This window comes from Stenotrophomonas maltophilia group sp. LNF247, assembly GCF_054083135.1.
The window spans coordinates 134,913-151,030 of record NZ_JBSRQL010000003.1; the positions used below are offsets into that span (position 1 = coordinate 134,913).

15 protein-coding genes are annotated in these 16,118 nt (G+C 67.1%); 5 read left to right on the forward strand and 10 right to left on the reverse strand.

Annotated elements, in window-relative coordinates; all coding sequences use genetic code 11:
- Positions 1-154: 154 nt before the first annotated feature.
- The gene (gene dksA, locus ACTXG9_RS04280) at positions 155-1,381 is read right to left on the reverse strand and encodes an RNA polymerase-binding protein DksA (RefSeq protein WP_111097866.1); all 1,227 of its coding nucleotides are present in this window, start codon (positions 1,379-1,381) and stop codon (positions 155-157) included.
- A gap of 271 nt (positions 1,382-1,652) precedes the next feature.
- On the opposite strand from dksA, the gene yidD reads away from it, so the two are divergent.
- From yidD to ACTXG9_RS04295, 3 genes are read left to right on the forward strand one after another with little or no spacing between them, the layout of a single operon-like run.
- Positions 1,653-1,907, forward strand: coding sequence for a membrane protein insertion efficiency factor YidD (gene yidD / locus ACTXG9_RS04285; RefSeq protein WP_010486626.1), 255 nt, complete (start codon positions 1,653-1,655; stop codon positions 1,905-1,907).
- A 1-nt stretch (position 1,908) separates the two neighbouring features.
- Positions 1,909-3,255: a dihydroorotase gene (locus ACTXG9_RS04290; protein ID WP_111097867.1), complete on the forward strand. Its 1,347-nt coding sequence runs from the start codon at positions 1,909-1,911 to the stop codon at positions 3,253-3,255.
- Positions 3,255-4,103, forward strand: a complete 849-nt coding sequence (locus tag ACTXG9_RS04295; protein WP_164144710.1) for a M23 family metallopeptidase — start codon at positions 3,255-3,257, stop codon at positions 4,101-4,103. The genes ACTXG9_RS04290 and ACTXG9_RS04295 overlap by 1 nt, the downstream gene beginning before the upstream one ends.
- A gap of 158 nt (positions 4,104-4,261) precedes the next feature.
- On the opposite strand, the gene ACTXG9_RS04300 is transcribed toward ACTXG9_RS04295, so the two are convergent.
- The 5 genes from ACTXG9_RS04300 to efp form a co-directional block, all read right to left on the reverse strand.
- Positions 4,262-4,966: a squalene/phytoene synthase family protein gene (locus tag ACTXG9_RS04300; RefSeq protein WP_019660510.1), complete on the reverse strand. Its 705-nt coding sequence runs from the start codon at positions 4,964-4,966 to the stop codon at positions 4,262-4,264.
- A gap of 11 nt (positions 4,967-4,977) precedes the next feature.
- Positions 4,978-5,673, reverse strand: a complete 696-nt coding sequence (locus tag ACTXG9_RS04305; protein ID WP_058979670.1) for a phosphoglycolate phosphatase — start codon at positions 5,671-5,673, stop codon at positions 4,978-4,980.
- Positions 5,670-6,386 carry a bifunctional 2-polyprenyl-6-hydroxyphenol methylase/3-demethylubiquinol 3-O-methyltransferase UbiG gene (gene ubiG, locus ACTXG9_RS04310; protein WP_111097868.1) on the reverse strand — a complete coding sequence of 239 codons (717 nt, stop codon included), beginning with the start codon at positions 6,384-6,386 and terminating at the stop codon, positions 5,670-5,672. The genes ACTXG9_RS04305 and ubiG overlap by 4 nt, the downstream gene beginning before the upstream one ends.
- Positions 6,387-6,410: 24 nt before the next feature.
- Positions 6,411-7,754, reverse strand: a complete 1,344-nt coding sequence (locus tag ACTXG9_RS04315) for a TRZ/ATZ family hydrolase (protein WP_111102820.1) — start codon at positions 7,752-7,754, stop codon at positions 6,411-6,413.
- Between the two features lie 163 nt (positions 7,755-7,917).
- Complete coding sequence (gene efp / locus ACTXG9_RS04320; protein WP_005410381.1) at positions 7,918-8,484, reverse strand: elongation factor P; 567 nt, start codon at positions 8,482-8,484, stop codon at positions 7,918-7,920.
- Positions 8,485-8,580: 96 nt separating this feature from the next.
- Between efp and epmB the strand changes: the two genes are divergently transcribed.
- Positions 8,581-9,621, forward strand: a complete 1,041-nt coding sequence (gene epmB / locus ACTXG9_RS04325; protein ID WP_111097878.1) for an EF-P beta-lysylation protein EpmB — start codon at positions 8,581-8,583, stop codon at positions 9,619-9,621.
- Between the two features lie 80 nt (positions 9,622-9,701).
- Here epmB and ACTXG9_RS04330 read toward each other — a convergent pair whose 3' ends face one another.
- The 3 genes from ACTXG9_RS04330 to ACTXG9_RS04340 all read right to left on the reverse strand — a co-directional run bounded on the left by ACTXG9_RS04330 (position 9,702) and on the right by ACTXG9_RS04340 (position 13,575).
- Positions 9,702-11,828, reverse strand: coding sequence for a putative bifunctional diguanylate cyclase/phosphodiesterase (locus tag ACTXG9_RS04330; RefSeq protein WP_111097869.1), 2,127 nt, complete (start codon positions 11,826-11,828; stop codon positions 9,702-9,704).
- Positions 11,825-12,727, reverse strand: coding sequence for a phosphate/phosphite/phosphonate ABC transporter substrate-binding protein (locus tag ACTXG9_RS04335; RefSeq protein WP_032953776.1), 903 nt, complete (start codon positions 12,725-12,727; stop codon positions 11,825-11,827). The genes ACTXG9_RS04330 and ACTXG9_RS04335 overlap by 4 nt, the downstream gene beginning before the upstream one ends.
- 77 nt (positions 12,728-12,804) lie before the next feature.
- On the reverse strand, positions 12,805-13,575 hold the full coding sequence (locus ACTXG9_RS04340) for an RNA methyltransferase (RefSeq protein WP_031270736.1): 771 nt from the start codon (positions 13,573-13,575) through the stop codon (positions 12,805-12,807).
- Between the two features lie 120 nt (positions 13,576-13,695).
- Here ACTXG9_RS04340 and ACTXG9_RS04345 point away from each other — a divergent pair, with 120 nt between their 5' ends.
- Entirely contained in the window at positions 13,696-14,523 is an 828-nt protein-coding gene (locus ACTXG9_RS04345) for an inositol monophosphatase family protein (protein WP_005417749.1), read from the forward strand.
- A 668-nt stretch (positions 14,524-15,191) separates the two neighbouring features.
- Here ACTXG9_RS04345 and htpX read toward each other — a convergent pair.
- The gene (gene htpX, locus ACTXG9_RS04350) at positions 15,192-16,058 is read right to left on the reverse strand and encodes a protease HtpX (protein WP_251103395.1); all 867 of its coding nucleotides are present in this window, start codon (positions 16,056-16,058) and stop codon (positions 15,192-15,194) included.
- Positions 16,059-16,118: the final 60 nt, after the last annotated feature.

A 16,118-nucleotide genomic window follows, 5' to 3' on the forward strand; every position in this document is an offset into this window, starting at 1 on the left:
CGAGCTTACAGGGATGTACTTGCAGCGTGTCCTGCCCGGACCCACCCGCAGGCTCCCTCTGATACGCGGAAGGCGCCGTTCTACTCAGCCAACCACCCCAACAAAAAACCCGGCCGAGGCCGGGTTTTTCGCATGACCACACAACGAGCAGGAATCAGTCGCCCTGCTGCTTCTGCAGGTGCTCCCAACGCTCCTGGGCGTCGATGGTGCGTTCAGCCGTGAGGCGCGCTTCGAGGCGCTCCAGGCCGATTTCTTCACCGGTGTCGACGCAGTAACCGTAGTCGCCCGCTTCCAGGCGCTTCAGGGTGCTGTCGATCTTGCCGATCAGCTTGCGGTAGCGGTCGCGGGTACGCAGTTCCAGCGAGTTCTCGGTCTCGCGGGTCGCGCGCTCGGCTTCATCGCCGATGTCACGCACTTCCTCACGAAGATTCTCGATGGTCTGCTTGGACTCTTCCACCAGGTCCGCGCGCCAGTTCTGCAGACGCTGACGGAAGTACTCCTGCTGCAGCGGGCTCATGTATTCCTCTTCCGAGGACGGCTTGTAGCCAGCCGGCAGGATCGGGCGGCCGGTGGCCTCGTCGGTCTTGTATTCGACCACCTTGTACTTGCTGCGCGGGGCCGGTGCTGCCGAGCGGGCGGCGACGGCCACGGCAACCTTGCCGACAGGGCGCGACACGGTCTTCGGGGCGGAATCGGATTTCACGGCGGTTTTGGCAGGCGATTTCGAAACGGGCACGGGATTCTTGGATTGCGGGGCCTTCGAAGCGGCAGGAGCGGCGGCCGGGGCCGGCTTGGAGGCCGGTTGGGCTGCTGCCACTGCCACGGTCTTGGCCGGGACAGGCTTGGCCGGAGCCGGCTTGGCAGCAGGCTTCGGTGCGGACTTCACTACTGGGGCCGGGGCCGGCTTTACGGCCGGTGCGGCAACATTCTTGGCACCCTTCTTTACAGCGGCAGGCGTGGCGACCGGCTTGGCCGCAGCGACCTTCTTTGCTACGGGCTTGGCGACCGGCTTGGCTGCAGCCTTCTTCACCACCGCCTTCGGCGCCGGCTTGGCGGCGGCCTTCTTGGCCACCGGCTTGGCGGCAGCTTTCTTCACCGGCGCAGCCTTGCTGACGGTCTTCTTCACCGGCGCCTTCTTGCTGGCAGCGGCTGGCTTGGCCTTGGCGGGCGCAGCGGCCTTCTTCGCCACCGGCTTGGTTGCCTTGACCGGCGTTTTCTTTGCGGTGGCCTTCCTGGCCGCCGGTTGCGAGGACGCTGCCTTGGTCGCCGGCTTGCTGGCCGGCTTCTTGGCAACGGGCTTTGCCGCCAACTTCTTCACAACAGGCTTGGCGGTTTTCTTGGCGGCCGTTGCGGCCTTCTTTGCAGTTTTTTTAGCAGCCACGAAACGCTCTTCCTTGGATTCCCCGGGGCCCGGGAAAGCGGGCCTTTATAGCCTACCCGACCCGCAGCAGCAACCTCGGCACCCTGCCCCATTCAGTCCTGGAGCCAAGGCGCCCAATGGGCAGTCCGACGAACACGGACCGCCTTGCGCGGTACGGAACCTGGCCAGCACCCGAAGGTGCTGGTACCGGTCGCAGGCCATCGGCGACATGCGACCAACGGCCCATCCTGCACAAATGCGGCCTTCATGCCAACTGGCATAAGATGACTGGGTGATCTCGCGCCTGCTCATTGCCCTGCTGCGCTTCTACAAGCGCTTCATCAGCCCCCTGCTGGGGCCACGCTGCCGTTTCGTGCCGAGCTGTTCTGAATACGCGATGGAAGCCATCTCGCGGCACGGCCCGCTGCGCGGCAGCTGGCTGGCTGCGCGCCGGCTGGGCCGCTGCCACCCGTTCCACCCCGGCGGCTTCGACCCGGTGCCCGAATCCAACCACGCCCCCTCTTGCCGTTGCACAGGAAAACACTGACATGTCCTCCACGCTCATCACCAACGCCCGGATGGTCAACGAAGGCCGCACCTTCGACGGCGACCTGCGCATCGAGAACGGCCGCATCGCGCAGATCGGCAATGGGCTGGCGCCGCGCGACGGCGAGCAGGTGGTGGACGCGGCCGGGCGCTGGCTGCTTCCCGGCATGATCGATGACCAGGTGCACTTCCGCGAACCGGGCCTGACCCACAAGGGCGACATCGCCAGCGAATCGGCGGCGGCCGTGGCCGGTGGCCTGACCAGCTTCATGGACATGCCCAACACCAACCCGCCGACGCTGGATTCAACCATCCTGGAAGCCAAGTACGAGCTCGCGCGCGGCCGCGCCTGGGCCAACTACGGCTTCTACCATGGCGCCAGCAATGACAACCTCGAAGCGATCCGTGCGCTGGACCCGAAGAAGGCCCCGGGCGTGAAGGTGTTCATGGGCGCCTCTACCGGCAACATGCTGGTGGACAACCCGGAAACGCTGGATGCGATCTTCCGCGAATGCCCGACCCCGATCATCACGCACTGCGAAGACACGCCGATGATCGATGCCAACCTGAAGGCCTTCCAGGAAAAGTACGGCGACGCGCTGACCCCGGACATGCATCCGGATATCCGTTCGCGCGAGGCCTGCATCAAGTCGACCCGCCTGGCGATGTCGCTGGCGCGCAAGCACGGCACCCGCCTGCATGTGCTGCACATCTCCACCGCCGACGAGCTGGCGCTGTTCGAGAAGGGCCCGCTGATCCGCGCCGATGGCAGCCGCAAGCAGATCACCGCCGAAACCTGCGTGCACTTCCTGCACTTCGCGCGCCCGGACTACGCGACCAAGGGCAACCTGATCAAGTGCAACCCGGCGATCAAGGAAGTGTCCGACCGCGAGGCAATCACCGCTGCACTGGCCGATGACGTGCTGGACGTGCTGGCCACCGACCACGCGCCGCACACCTGGGAGGAGAAGCAGAAGCCCTACGCGCAGGCGCCGTCGGGCCTGCCGCTGGTGCAGTACGCGCTGGTGGCCGCGCTGGAGCGGGTGCACGAAGGCAAGCTGACCCGCGAGCAGGTGGTGCAGAAATTCGCACATGCGCCGGCGCAGCTGTTCGACGTGGAAGAACGCGGCTTCCTGCGCGAAGGCTACTTTGCCGACCTGGTGCTGGTGGAGGACGTGCCGTTCACCGTCAAGCGCGAGGACGTGCTGTCCAAGTGCGGCTGGTCGCCGTTTGAAGGCACCACTTTCCGCTCGCGCATCGCCTCCACCTGGGTCAACGGCCAGCTGGTGTGGGACGGCAGCAAGCTGGTGGGCGAACCCGCCGGCCAGCGCATGACCTACGACCGCTGATGCGTTCGGCACTTCTGTTCGGAGCGCTGCTGCTGGCCGCGCCCCTGTTCACCGCACCGTCGGCGCAGGCACAGGACGGCATCGGCAGCCTGATCGACAGCCGCGTGGTGTTCCCGGCCAGTGCGTCACAGGGCGCGCTGGTGATCGGCAAGGTGCCCGCTGGCAGCCGCGTGCAGTACGCCGGCCGCCAGCTGCGGGTGAGCGGCTATGGCAGCGTCGTGTTCGGCATCGGCCGCGACGAGAAGGGTCCGCTGCACGTGCAGGTGCAACGCCCCGATGGTGGCAGCGAGACCGCAACCATCGCGGTGACGCCGCGCGACTGGCCCACCGAGCGGGTCAACGGGGTGCCACCGAAGACGGTGAATCCGCCGGCGGCGATTGCCGAGCGGATCAAGCGCGAACAGGCGCAGGTAACCGCTGCACGTTCGCGCGACGACGACCGTACCGACTTCACCCAGACCTTCATCTGGCCGGTCCAGGGCCGCATCAGCGGCCGCTTCGGCAATGCGAGGGTGTACAACGGCCAGCCCGGTGCCGGTCATTCCGGCATGGACATCGCGGTGCCGACCGGCACGCCGGTAAAGGCACCGGCCGCCGGCATCGTCACCTTCGCCGGCCCCGACCTGTACCTGACCGGTGGCACGCTGCTGCTCGACCACGGTTTCGGGGTCAGCTCCAACTTCCTGCACCTGTCGCGCATCGACGTAAAAGTCGGCGACCGTGTGGAGCAGGGCCAGGTGATCGCTGCCGTCGGCGCCACCGGCCGTGCCACCGGCCCGCACCTGCACTGGGGCATGAACTGGTTCGAGACCCGTATCGACCCGCTGCTGGTGCTGGAGCGCAAATAACGCCCATCGCCCGGTGCAGCGGTGAGCCACTGTTGTAGAGCCGAGCCCACGCTCGGCTGCTGTCGCGCAGAGATGGGCCGAGCATGGGCTCGGCTCTGCAGACAGCATTCAATCAACCGCGCGAGGTAGCGCCGGGCCATGCCCGGCGGAGCGCGGGATCAACCGCGCGCGGCCCACCACACGCGCAGCAGGGTGCGCACCGGAGTGGCTTCGATTGGTTTGCCTGCGGCCTGCGCGGCCACACGGGCACGTGCCAGGCTGGACCACACGCGGCGCGGGCGCGGGCCGGGCACGCGGGTGCCCCACCCCTTCAACAGATGCTGCGCCCAGCGCTGCGCAGCGGTGCTGGCATCACCGTCCAGCAGGCTGCGCGGCACACCGGCCACGCCGGCATCCTGCAAGCGCTGGGCCAGGGTCTGCAGCTGCACCGCGCGACCGGCACCGGTGCGCGGCTTGTCCGCGAACAAGGTTGCCTCCACTGCGGCTACGGCCTCGGCGTAGTTGGCCAGCGCGCGCTCGGCGCCGGCTGCATCGGGCGCGACGGTGCGTGCTTCAACCAGATCCGGCAGCGCTTCGGCCAACTGCGCCCACGGCGCACGCACCGGCTCCAGCAGCCGGCCCAGCGGATGGCGCGAACGATGCCCGGCCCAACTGCGCAGCTCCTCGCCCCACCACGCCAGCTTGGCGTCGGCCGGCAACGGGTCGCCGCTGGTGTTGAGCATGTCGTCGAACTCCTGCAGCAGCGCAAACCACGCCACGGCCAGCTCGCGTTGCGATTCGGCCACGAACGGGGCGGCCACCGACCATTCCGGCCAACGGCTGCGCCACTTGTCGAGGAAACTGTCCAGCGCGGTACTGCTCACTACACCATTCCTTACGGCTGGGCCGGGGCTGCCGGCCGGGTCGGCCAGAGACTGGCCAGTTGCAGAAGTTCAGCGTTCTCGACCAGCACGTCGGCCTGCCAGGCCAGCGGATCGTCGCTGTGCAGGCGGTAGCCCCACAGCGCCGCCACCGACGGCATGGCCGCGGCCCGCGCGGCGATGATGTCGCGCTCGTCGTCACCCACGTACACGCAGTCTTCGGCAGCAACGCCAATGGCCTGCGCAGCGTGCAGCAGTGGAAGCGGGTGCGGCTTGCGCTCGGCCAGGCTGTCACCGCCGACCAGCACCGCGCAGCGCTGCTGCCAACCATGCTGCGGCAGGATCAGGCGCGCCAGGTACTCCGGCTTGTTGGTGACGATGCCCCATACCGTACCGGCCTCATCCAGCGCGGCGAGCATGCCGGCCACGCCGTCGAACAGCACTGCGTGCTGGCCGATCAGCGCTTCGTAGCGCTGCAGGAATTCCGGGATCAGCGCGTCACGTGCGGCGACGTCCAGTTCCGGGAAGGCAGCCGAGACCATCGCCCGCGAGCCCTTCGACACCACCGGGCGCAGTGCGGCCGGATCGATGGGTGCACGACCACGTTCGGCCAGCATCGCGTTGCAGGTAGCGACGAAGTCCGGCGCGCTGTCCAGCAAGGTGCCATCCAGATCGAACAGCACCGCGCGCGGGAAGCGTGCAGCGGTCATGCCGGCTTGACCGCGTAGGCCAGGTAGTTGATGTCGGTGCGGCTGCTCAGGCGGGCATGGTTGCGCCACGGCTCGTAAGCCATGCCACTGACATCCACCAGCTGCACATCAGCCTCGCGCAGCCAGCGCGCCAGCTCGGCCGGCTTGATGAATTCCTGGTAGTGGTGGGTGCCCCTGGGCAGCAGGCGCGCCACGTACTCGGCGCCGACAATCGCCACCGCGAAGGCGGCCGCGGTGCGGTTGATGGTCGACAGGAACAGGTGGCCGCCCGGCTTCAGCAGGCGCTTGCAGGCGTCGATGATCGCGCCCGGGTCTGGCACGTGCTCGAGCATTTCCATGCAGGTGACCACATCGAAACTGCCCGGTTGCTCGGCGGCCAGATCCTCGGCGGCCTGCACGCGGTAGTCGACCTTGGCGCCGCTTTCCAGCGCATGCAGGCGCGCGACCTTCACCAGTTCCGGGGCCAGGTCGATGGCGGTGACGTCGGCGCCGGCCTGCGCCAGTGCTTCGCTCAGCAGCCCGCCACCGCAGCCGATGTCGAGCACGCGCGCGCCACGCAACGGCACGCGGTCGGCGACGTACTTCAGGCGCACCGGGTTCAGCGCATGCAGCGGCTTCTGCGGGCCGTCAGCATCCCACCAGCGGTTGGCCAGCGCGGCGAACTTGTCCAGCTCGGCCTGATCGAAATTGGAGGAAGCGTGGGGGGCAGTCATGAGGGGTCCTTGCGGCGCCAGGGATCAGGCGCGGATATGACGGATACGCTCGCGCCACTGGCGCGCGTTGGCGATGATGCCCGGCAGGTCCATGCCGACCAGCTCGCGCTGCACCAGCTTCGGCTTGCCGGCGATCCAGACGTCGCTGACCTGCTGGCGGCCGGTGGCATACACCAGCTGCGACAGCACGTTGTGCAGCGGCTGGGTTTCCAGCGCCGACAGGTCGACACAGACCAGGTCGGCCTGCTTGCCGACTTCGATCGAACCGATGCGGTCAGCGAAGCCCAGCGCGCGTGCGCCACCCAGCGTGGACGCGCGCAGCGTGGTTGCCGCATCCAGTGCAGTGGCGTCGTCGGCCACGGCCTTGGCCAGGATCGCCGCGGTGCGGTTCTCGCTGAACATGTCCAGGTCGTTGTTGCTGGCGCAGCCGTCGGTGCCGATCGCCAGGTTCACACCGGCGCGCTGCAGGGCGCAGGCCGGGCAGAAGCCGGAGGCCAGCTTCAGGTTCGATTCGGGGCAATGCACGACGCTGACGCCGCGTTCGGCGCACAGGTGGATTTCCGCATCGGTCAGCTGGGTCATGTGCACCGCGATCAGGCGGTCGTTGACCAGGCCAAGGCGATCCAGCCGCGCCAGCGGGCGCTGGCCGTGCAGCTTGATCGAATCGTTGATCTCCTGCGCGGTCTCGTGGGTGTGCAGGTGCACCTGCATGTCGAGCTGGTCGGACAGCATACGCACCCGCTCGAAGTTGGCATCGTTGACCGTGTAAGGCGCATGCGGCGCGAACGCGGTGGCGATCAGCGGATCGGTGCGCCACTGGTCGTGCAGTTCACCGGCCTTGGCGAAGTACTCGTCGTCGGTCTTGGCCCAGGCGGTGGGGAAATCGATGATGACCGCGCCCACCAGCGCGCGGAAACCGTGTTTCTTGTAGACCGCGGCCTGCACGTCGCCGAAGAAGTAGTTCTCGTTGGCGCAGGTGGTGCCGCCGCGCAGCATCTCGGCGATGGCCAGGGTGGTGCCGTCGGCAACGAATTCGGGGCCGATCACCGCCGCTTCCACCGGCCAGATGTGCTGCTGCAGCCAGGTCATCAGCGGCAGGTCGTCGGCGACGCCGCGCAGCAGGGTCATCGGGTTGTGCGTGTGGGCGTTGACCAGGCCCGGCATCAGCGCGGCCTCGGGGCGACTGACTACCTGGGCGGCACGGAAGCGCGCGCGCGCCTCGGCACGCGGCAGGATGGCCACGATCTCGCTGCCACGCACGGCGACGGCATGGTCTTCCAGCACCACCGCATGCGGCTCGATCGGAACGACGTAACCGGCTTCGATGAGCAGGTCGCAGGCTTCGGGGAGGTGCGGGCTATCGCTCATGCGGGCTCACTGGCTATTGGAGAAGGGCCTGGCGGGAGGCGGTAGCGCCGGGCCATGCCCGGCGGCTGTCCGCTGCGGCGCCATGGGCGCCAGCAACGGGTTCCGGGTTATGCCCGGAAAGCCGAGCATGGCTCGGCTCTACAGGTAATCCGGCTGCGCCGGATTACTTGACGCGTGCGGAGTACTCGCCCGAACGGGTGTCGACGCGGATCACTTCGTCCTGGTTGACAAACAGCGGCACGCGGACCACGGCGCCGGTTTCCAGGGTGGCCGGCTTGCCGCCGCCGCCCGAGGTGTCGCCACGGACGCCCGGATCGGTCTCGGTGATCTTCAGCTCGACGAAGTTCGGCGGCTGCACGAAGATCGGCTCACCGTTCCACAGGGTGACCACGCAGGACTCTTCGCCCTTCAGCCACTTCTCGGCGCCGCCCATGCCGGCCTTGGTGGCCTGGACCTGCTCGAAGGATTCCGGATCCATGAAGTGCCAGTACTCGCCATCGCTGTACATGAAGTTCATGTCGGTATCGACGACGTCGGCTGCATCCAGCGAGTCAGTCGACTTCATGGTCACTTCCTGGGTACGGCCGTCCTTGATCAGGCGGTACTTCACGCGGGTGAAGGCCTGGCCCTTGCCCGGCTTGACGTATTCGGTGTCGATGATGACGGCCGGTTGGTTGTTGACCAGGATCTTCATCCCGTTCTTGACGTCGTTCATGCCGTAGCTGGCCATGCGTAAACTCCTGAGTGGCAGAAACGCCGCGGGTGCGGCGAGCCGTTAGAATGGAAAGCCCACCGGATGCCGGTGGGCGACTGTTTTTCTGCCCCCATGATAACCGCAGGCCCCCTCTCCATGCAGCTTTCCGCCTTCCCCCGGCCCCAGTCGCCAGGCGCGCCCGCGCGCTGGCAGCAGCTCTGGCGCCAGGCACTGCGCGACCCACAGGCCCTGCTGGCCCGGCTGCAGCTGGACCCGGCCGCGCTGGGCGTCTCGGAAGCGGCAATGGCCCAGTTCGCGCTGCGCGTACCGGAGGGGTTCGTGGCCCGCATGCGCAAGGGTGATCCGGCCGATCCGCTGCTGCGCCAGGTGCTGCCGATCGACGAGGAAATGCGTCCCGCGCCCGGGTTCAGCTTCGATGCGGTGGGCGATGGCGCGGCCAAGAAGGCCACCGGCGTCATCCAGAAGTACCGTGGCCGCGCCCTGCTGGTCGCCACCGGCAGCTGCGCGATCAACTGCCGCTACTGCTTCCGCCGCCACTTCGACTATGGCGCGGAGAACGCCGCCAAGGGTGGCTGGCAGGAGGCCGTAGCCGCCATCGCCGCCGACCCGGACATCGACGAGGTGATCCTGTCCGGCGGTGACCCACTGTCGCTGGCCACGCACAAGCTGGTCGAACTGACCGATGCCCTGCGCGCCATCCCGCATATCCACCGCCTGCGCATCCACACCCGGCTGCCGATCGTGCTGCCCGAGCGCGTGGACGATGAGCTGGTCTCCTGGCTGGGCAGTCTGCCCTGGCCGCTGGCGATCGTGGTCCACGCCAACCATGCCAATGAATTCGACGCCAGCGTGGACGCGGCGATGGCCCGCCTGCGCGCTACCGGCGCCCAACTGCTGAACCAGGCGGTGTTGCTGCGCGGGGTCAATGACAGCGTGCAGGCCCTGCAGGACCTGAGCGAGCGCAGCTTCGACGCCGGCGTGCTTCCCTACTACCTGCATCAGTTGGACCGGGTCGAGGGCGTGGCCCACTTCGAAGTGGATGACGCCCAGGCCAAGGCGCTGATTGCCGGCCTGACCGCGCGCCTGTCCGGTTATCTGATCCCGAAACTGGTGCGCGAACTGCCCGGCGACCCGAGCAAGCGTCCGCTGTAGCCCCAAAAAAGGGGACGGAGGGGATTAAGTCGCAAATGCATAAGCGACTTAATCCCCTCCGTCCCTTTTTTTTGTGTCGGTCAGAGGCCCGATTCGATCATCCGCACCACTTCGGTGGCGGTCACCGGATGACTCAGCCAGTAGCCCTGGCCAAGATCGCAGCCGCGCTGCACCAGCAGGTCGAACTGCGCCTGCTGCTCGATGCCCTCGGCCACCACGGTGATGCCCAGTGCGTGGGCCATGGCGATGATCGCCGTGGTCAGCGCCAGATCGTCGGGATCGCGCTGCATGTCGGCCACGAAGCTCTTGTCGATCTTCACCCCGTCCACCGGTACCTGGCGAAGATGGCTGAGACCGGAGAAGCCGGTGCCGAAATCGTCCAGCCAGACCTTCACGCCGGTGCGGTGCAGCTTGTCCAGCAGCTGTGCGGCCACCATCTCGTCGCCGATCACGGCGGTTTCGGTCAGCTCCAGATGCAGGCGCGAGGCCGGTAGCCCGGACTCATGCAGGCACTGCGCCACCAGTGCCGGCAGTTCGCCGCCGCGCAACTGCCGTGGCGACACGTTGACCGACACGAACAGGTCGTCCCCGGCCGTCCCGCGCGGCCATTGCGCGGCCTCCATGCAGGCCGCACGCAGCACCTTCGGGCCGATGACTTCGATAAGGCCACTCTGCTCGGCCACCTCGATGAACACCGAAGGCGGGATCGTGCCCAGGGTCGGGTGCTGCCAGCGCAGCAGCACTTCAACGCCGACCATGCGGCGGTCGCGCATGCGGAAGATCGGCTGGTAGGCCAGGCGCAGTTCGCCGCGCTCCCAGGCGCCGCGCAGCTCCTGTTCCATATGCACGCGACGCTCGACTGCATGGTCCATCGCCCGGCTGTAATAGCGATAGCAGTTCTTGCCCGCCATCTTTGCCTGGTACATGGCAATGTCGCCGTTCTTCAGCAGGGTGGTGGCATCGGCCGCATCGTCAGGGAACAGGGTCACGCCGATCGAGGTACCCAGGAACAGTTCCCGGCCCTGCACCACCAGCGGCTTGCCCAGCTCCCGCACCAGCACTTCAGCCAGCAGCCGCGCATTTGCGGCCACATCACCATCGCCCACCAGGATCACGAACTCATCTCCGCCGAAGCGCGCCAACAGGGCTTCATCGCCCCCGGCTTCGGTGACCGCGCGATCGATACGCTGTGCAAACTGCAGCAGTGCTTCATCGCCAGCTTCGTGGCCAAGGGTGTCATTGACTCGCTTGAAGTCGTCGATATCGGCGAACAACAGGCCCAACCGGTGATTGGCGGCACGGGCAGCCATCAACCGATGATCAAGCGCCTCGCGGAATGCCAGCCGGTTGGTCAGCCCGGTCAACGCGTCGGTATAGGCCATGCGCCGCACTTCGCGGTCATGGCGGGCGATCGCATCACGCATGCGGGCAAAACCGCGCACCAGTTCACCCACCTCGTCGTCGCGGGTGTTCTCGGCCAGCGGCGTCTGGTAGTCGCCCGCCTCGATGCGACGGGCAGCGACGGCAAGATCACGGATCGGCGCAACCAGAGTACGCTGCACGTACAGGATCACGACCACGCCGATCACCACCAGTAGGCCCAGCATCAACAGCAGCCAGCCCAGGTGACGGCTGCCGACCTGCTGAAGGCGTTCGCCCAAGGTGGCGTTGGCTGCCTGCTCGCGCTGCTGCACCTCATCCAGCGCCATGCCGACGCGGACGCCGCCAATGCGCTGGTTGCCGACCATGATCGGCATGGTGTTGTCGAGCACCTTCGGCGACTCCTGCACGACCAGCGCCTGCGCAGCCGCGGCCTTGGGTGCAAGAGGATCAGCCATCGGCTGGCCGAAACCGGATACTTCGACCGAGCCGTCGTGAACCAGCCGGCCGCGTTCGTCGAACACCAGCACGTAGCGCACCACGGGCTGGCGCGCAGTACTGCGCACCAGTACGCCAACCTGGTCCAGGTCACGGTAGTACAACGGGTTGGCCAGCGCATCGGACAACTCGCGCGCCATCGCCTCGCCGCGGCTGCGCACGCTGCGGTCGAACAATTCATGGATGACGCCACCGCTGAGGTTGCGCACCTCGCCCTGCATCGCCGCTTGCCGCCCCAACAACACTGCCAGGATCGCGATCACCACGACCATTGCCCCGCCCATCGCGAGCAGGAACCGGGCCTGCATCCCCGAGCCAAGCCACTTCATTCCACTTCCATCCGCACGCGCGTCAATCCTTGTTTCAATTCATCCAGCCGCTGCTGCGCATGCGCATCGACACGGTGGAACCCGGAAGTGCCAAAAAACCGATGCAGCGCTCCCCGTGCCCTCGGGTCGCCGGCCGCCTGCAGCAGCACTTCCTGCAGGCGATCGCGCACGCGTGGATCAAGGTCGGCGCGGACCATCTCCACCGCACGCGGGTAGGGTTCGGTGCGCAGCAGCTCGCGGAAGTCGCGCCGGAACGCTGCTGGCATCCGCCGTTCGTCATTCCAGTCCACGCTGCTCACTGCTCCCACGTCAACCACCCCCTTGTGCACGAACGTCGCGATGTTCAGCTCGCTGCGTGCAAATACGTAGCCCACGCTATCTGGGCCCGGCATGTCCCATGCACCGGCCAGGATCTGCGGCGACAGGCCTTCCTGCAGCAACGTCATCACCGGCACCAGGTAGGCACTGGTGGACGCCGTGTTCTGCAGGGCCAGGCGATGGCCCCGCAGATCCTGCATGCGCTGGATCGGGCTGTCGCGGCGCACGAAGAAAACCGTCTGGTACTCCCGCACACCGTTGCGCTCGGTCAGCAGCAGCGGACGGGCGCCACTGCGCTGGCCCAGCGCCACCGCCGTACCCGAGGTTTCCGTGACCCAGTCGACACGACCGCGCCGCAGATAGCTGGCCATCTGCTGTGGATCGCGTGCCATCAGGATCCTTCCCTCCTTGATGCCAACGTCGTGCATGCGCGCCACCACGTAATCCAGCAAGGGCTGAAGCTGCTCGTAGTGGGCCTTGGGATCATCGCTGATCCGGCCCAGCACCAGCACGTGGTCCGGTGCTGCACGCACCGTCCCGGCCAGCAGGACCATGGCCAGGCTCAGCAGTCCCCCCTGCATTGCCTTTCGCAGACCCGACACAGGCTTCATCCCCCCCTGGGTATCCAGACAGACTACCCGAAAAAATGAGAACGTCGTCAGCTGTTCTTGTTGCCTGCTTGTGCCAGTCGCGCCATGCGCTGGGTGTCGGCGAGGATGCCGCGCAACAGGCGCACTTCCTGCTCGCTTGGCTCGCTACGCAGGAACAGGCGGCGCAGCTTGCGCATCGCCGATTCCGGCGCGCGGCCCTTGTGGAAATCGATCTCGTCCAGCGTGTCGCCGAGCTGGGCGAAGAAGCTCTCCATCTGCTCATGGCTGGCGGCCTGTTCGCGGAAGCCGGGCTCGGCATTGGGGGCCGGCTGCGCGCCCAGCAGCTGCATGCGCGTTTCATAGGCCAGCACCTGTACGGCGGCCGCCAGGTTGAGCGAGCTGAACTCAGGATCGGACGGGATGTGCACCGCCGCATGGCAGAGCTGCAGTTCCTCGTTGGTCAGGCCGGTGCGCTCACGACCGAACACCAGCGCCACCTCGGCGCCCTCGCCCGCCTTGGCCACCGCGCGGGCGGCGGCATCGGCCGGCAGGTACTCCTCCAGCTGCACGCGGCGGGCACGCGCGGTGCAGCCCAGCACCAGGCGGCAATCGGCCACGGCCTCGGCCAGGGTGGCGACCACCGGGGCGTCCCCCAGCACATCTTCGGCCCCGGCCGAGCGGCGGAAGGCCTCCTCGTCCAGAGGCTTTTCGGGAGCGACCAGCACCAGGCGGGCCAGGCCCATGGTCTTCAGGGCACGGGCGGCGGCCCCCATGTTGCCGGGATGCTGGGTACCGACCAGGACGAATCGGAGGCGGGTGGCGGCGGGAAACTGGGACATGAACAGGGAAAAGGTCGAGCTGGACGATGACCAATGGTAAACTGTGCGGCCGGCCACTGCGCCGGACCCGCTCTTTTCCCCCGCCAGTCCATCTCTTCTGCCTTTCCGGGAGCCCACGCCATGCAGAAACCCGCCGTCACCGTCATGGTCAAGGCCGCCCGCCTCGCCGGCAACGTCCTGTTGCGCAACATCAACAAGCTCGAGGCACTGAACGTGGTGCAGAAGGGCCGGATGGACTACGCCAGCGAAGTGGATGCGGACGCGGAAAAGGTCATCGTCAAGGAACTCAAGCGCGCTTACCCGGACTACGGCATCTTCGGTGAAGAAGGTGGCGTGCAGGGCGAGCGTCGCCAGATGTGGGTCATCGACCCGCTGGACGGCACCAGCAACTACCTGCGTGGCGTGCCGCACTACTGCGTGTCGATCGCGCTGGTCGAGAACGGCGAGCCGACCGACGCGGTCATCTTCGACCCGCTGCGCAATGAACTGTTCACCGCCAGCCGTGGTGCCGGCGCCGTGCTGAACGACCGCCGCATCCGCGTGGCCGACCGCAAGGATCTGGAAGGCACGATGATCCACACCGGTTTCGCCCCGCGCGAGCGCAGCCGCGCCAGCGCCCAGCTGAAGGCGGTCGACGCCCTGCTGGTGCACGGCGAGGACATCCGCCGCACCGGTTCGGCCGCATTGGACCTGGCCTACGTGGCCTGCGGCCGCGCCGACGCCTACTTCGAAGCCGGTGTGAAGGCGTGGGACATCGCCGCCGGCCTGCTGCTGGTCCGCGAGGCGGGCGGCAAGGTCTGTGACTTCAAGGGCGCGACCCTGGGCCGCATGGACAACCGTGGCCCGGAGACCCACCAGATCGTAGCCGGCAACCTGAAGGTGGCCGAGTCGCTGCAGAAGGTGCTGGTGAACACCGGCTACGCCGCCGAGTTCGACGCGAAGTTCTGAGGTTTCGCGTAAAGCGGTTCATGGGGACGGCATCTGCGAAGGTGCCGTTTTCGTTTGTGCGCACGGAGAGTCGTTTCCGCGACCGCGGAGGGGTGTCACTTTCTTTGCTCGTGCAAAGAAAGTAACCAAAGAAACACGCCGCCGGGGCGCGAGCCGACGTGCTGCGCACGCCGGTACCCTGCGCTCCTCGGACCGTCGAGGGACGGTGCGGGAACTCGCTGCGCTCAGACACCCGCACCTCTTCGCCCTCGCCGGACCTGCGGTGCTCGGCTCGCTCAAGGCGGACCCAACGTCAAATGCCACAGCTGCACCCAGTAGATCCGCGCCACGTGTGGATGCTGTCGATCTTGATCTTGATCTTCCAGTCCGCCTTGAGCGAGCCGAGCATCGCAGGGGAATCAGGGGCGAAGAGGCGCCGGTGTCTGAGCGCAGCGAGTTCGGCGCCGTCCCCTGATTCACCGAGAAGCGCAGGGTACCGGCGCGTAGCGACGGCTCGCGGCTGGCGGAGCGTTTCTTTGGTTACTTTCTTTGCGCGCAAAGAAAGTGACACCCCTCCGCGGTCGCGGAAATGATCCTAGGCATCGCCTGGCGCCACCAATGCGTGCGCGCGCAAAACAAAAACGCCCGGCGCGGGGCCAGGCGTTCCTGCACTAACAAGGAGCAGAGAGTTACGCCACCGTCGACGCCCGCAGCGCGGCGATGCGCTCTTCCAGCGGCGGGTGGCTCATGAACAGCTTCTTCGCCGTCGAACCGGAAATGCCGAAGGCGGCAATCTGGGTCGGCAGCGTGCTCTGGCCGTGGTTCAACTGCAGGCGCTCCAGCGCGGCGATCATCTTCTGGCGGCCCGCCAGCGAGGCACCGCCTGCATCGGCGCGGAACTCGCGGTGGCGCGAGAACCACATGGCGATCATGGTCGCGAACAGGCCGAACACCATCTCCAGCACGAACACGATGATGTAGTAGGCGAAGCCGCGGCCGCCGCCTTCGCGGTTGCCCGACAGCGCGCTGTCGATGATGCCGCCGACCACGCGGGCCAGCACGATCACGAAGGTGTTCAACACGCCCTGCAGCAGTGCCATGGTGATCATGTCACCGTTGGCGACGTGGGCGATCTCGTGGCCCAGCACCGCTTCGGCCTCGTCTTCACTCATGTTGTGCAGCAGGCCGGTGGACACCGCCACCAGCGCGTTGTTGCGGTTGGCACCGGTGGCGAAGGCATTGATCTCCGGGCCGTCATAGACCGCCACCTCGGGCATGCCGATGCCGGCCGCCTTGGCCTGCCGCTCGACGGTGGCCAGCAGCCAGCGCTCGGTCTGGTTGCGCGGCTCGGTGATCACCACCGCACCGGTGGAGCGCTTGGCCATCCACTTGGACAGCAGCAGCGAGATGAAGGAGCCACCGAAACCGAAGATGCCGGCCATGATCAGCAGACCGCTCATCTTGCTCGGGTCGGTTCCCGCCAGCGACATCACGATGCTGGCGAGGATCAGGACCGCGAAGTTGGTCGCCAGGAACAGGGCAATGCGGGTAAACATGGGAAAATCCGGCTCGGAAGGGGTCGATACCGGTCAATTTGCGGCGTGGTCAGCTTGAAT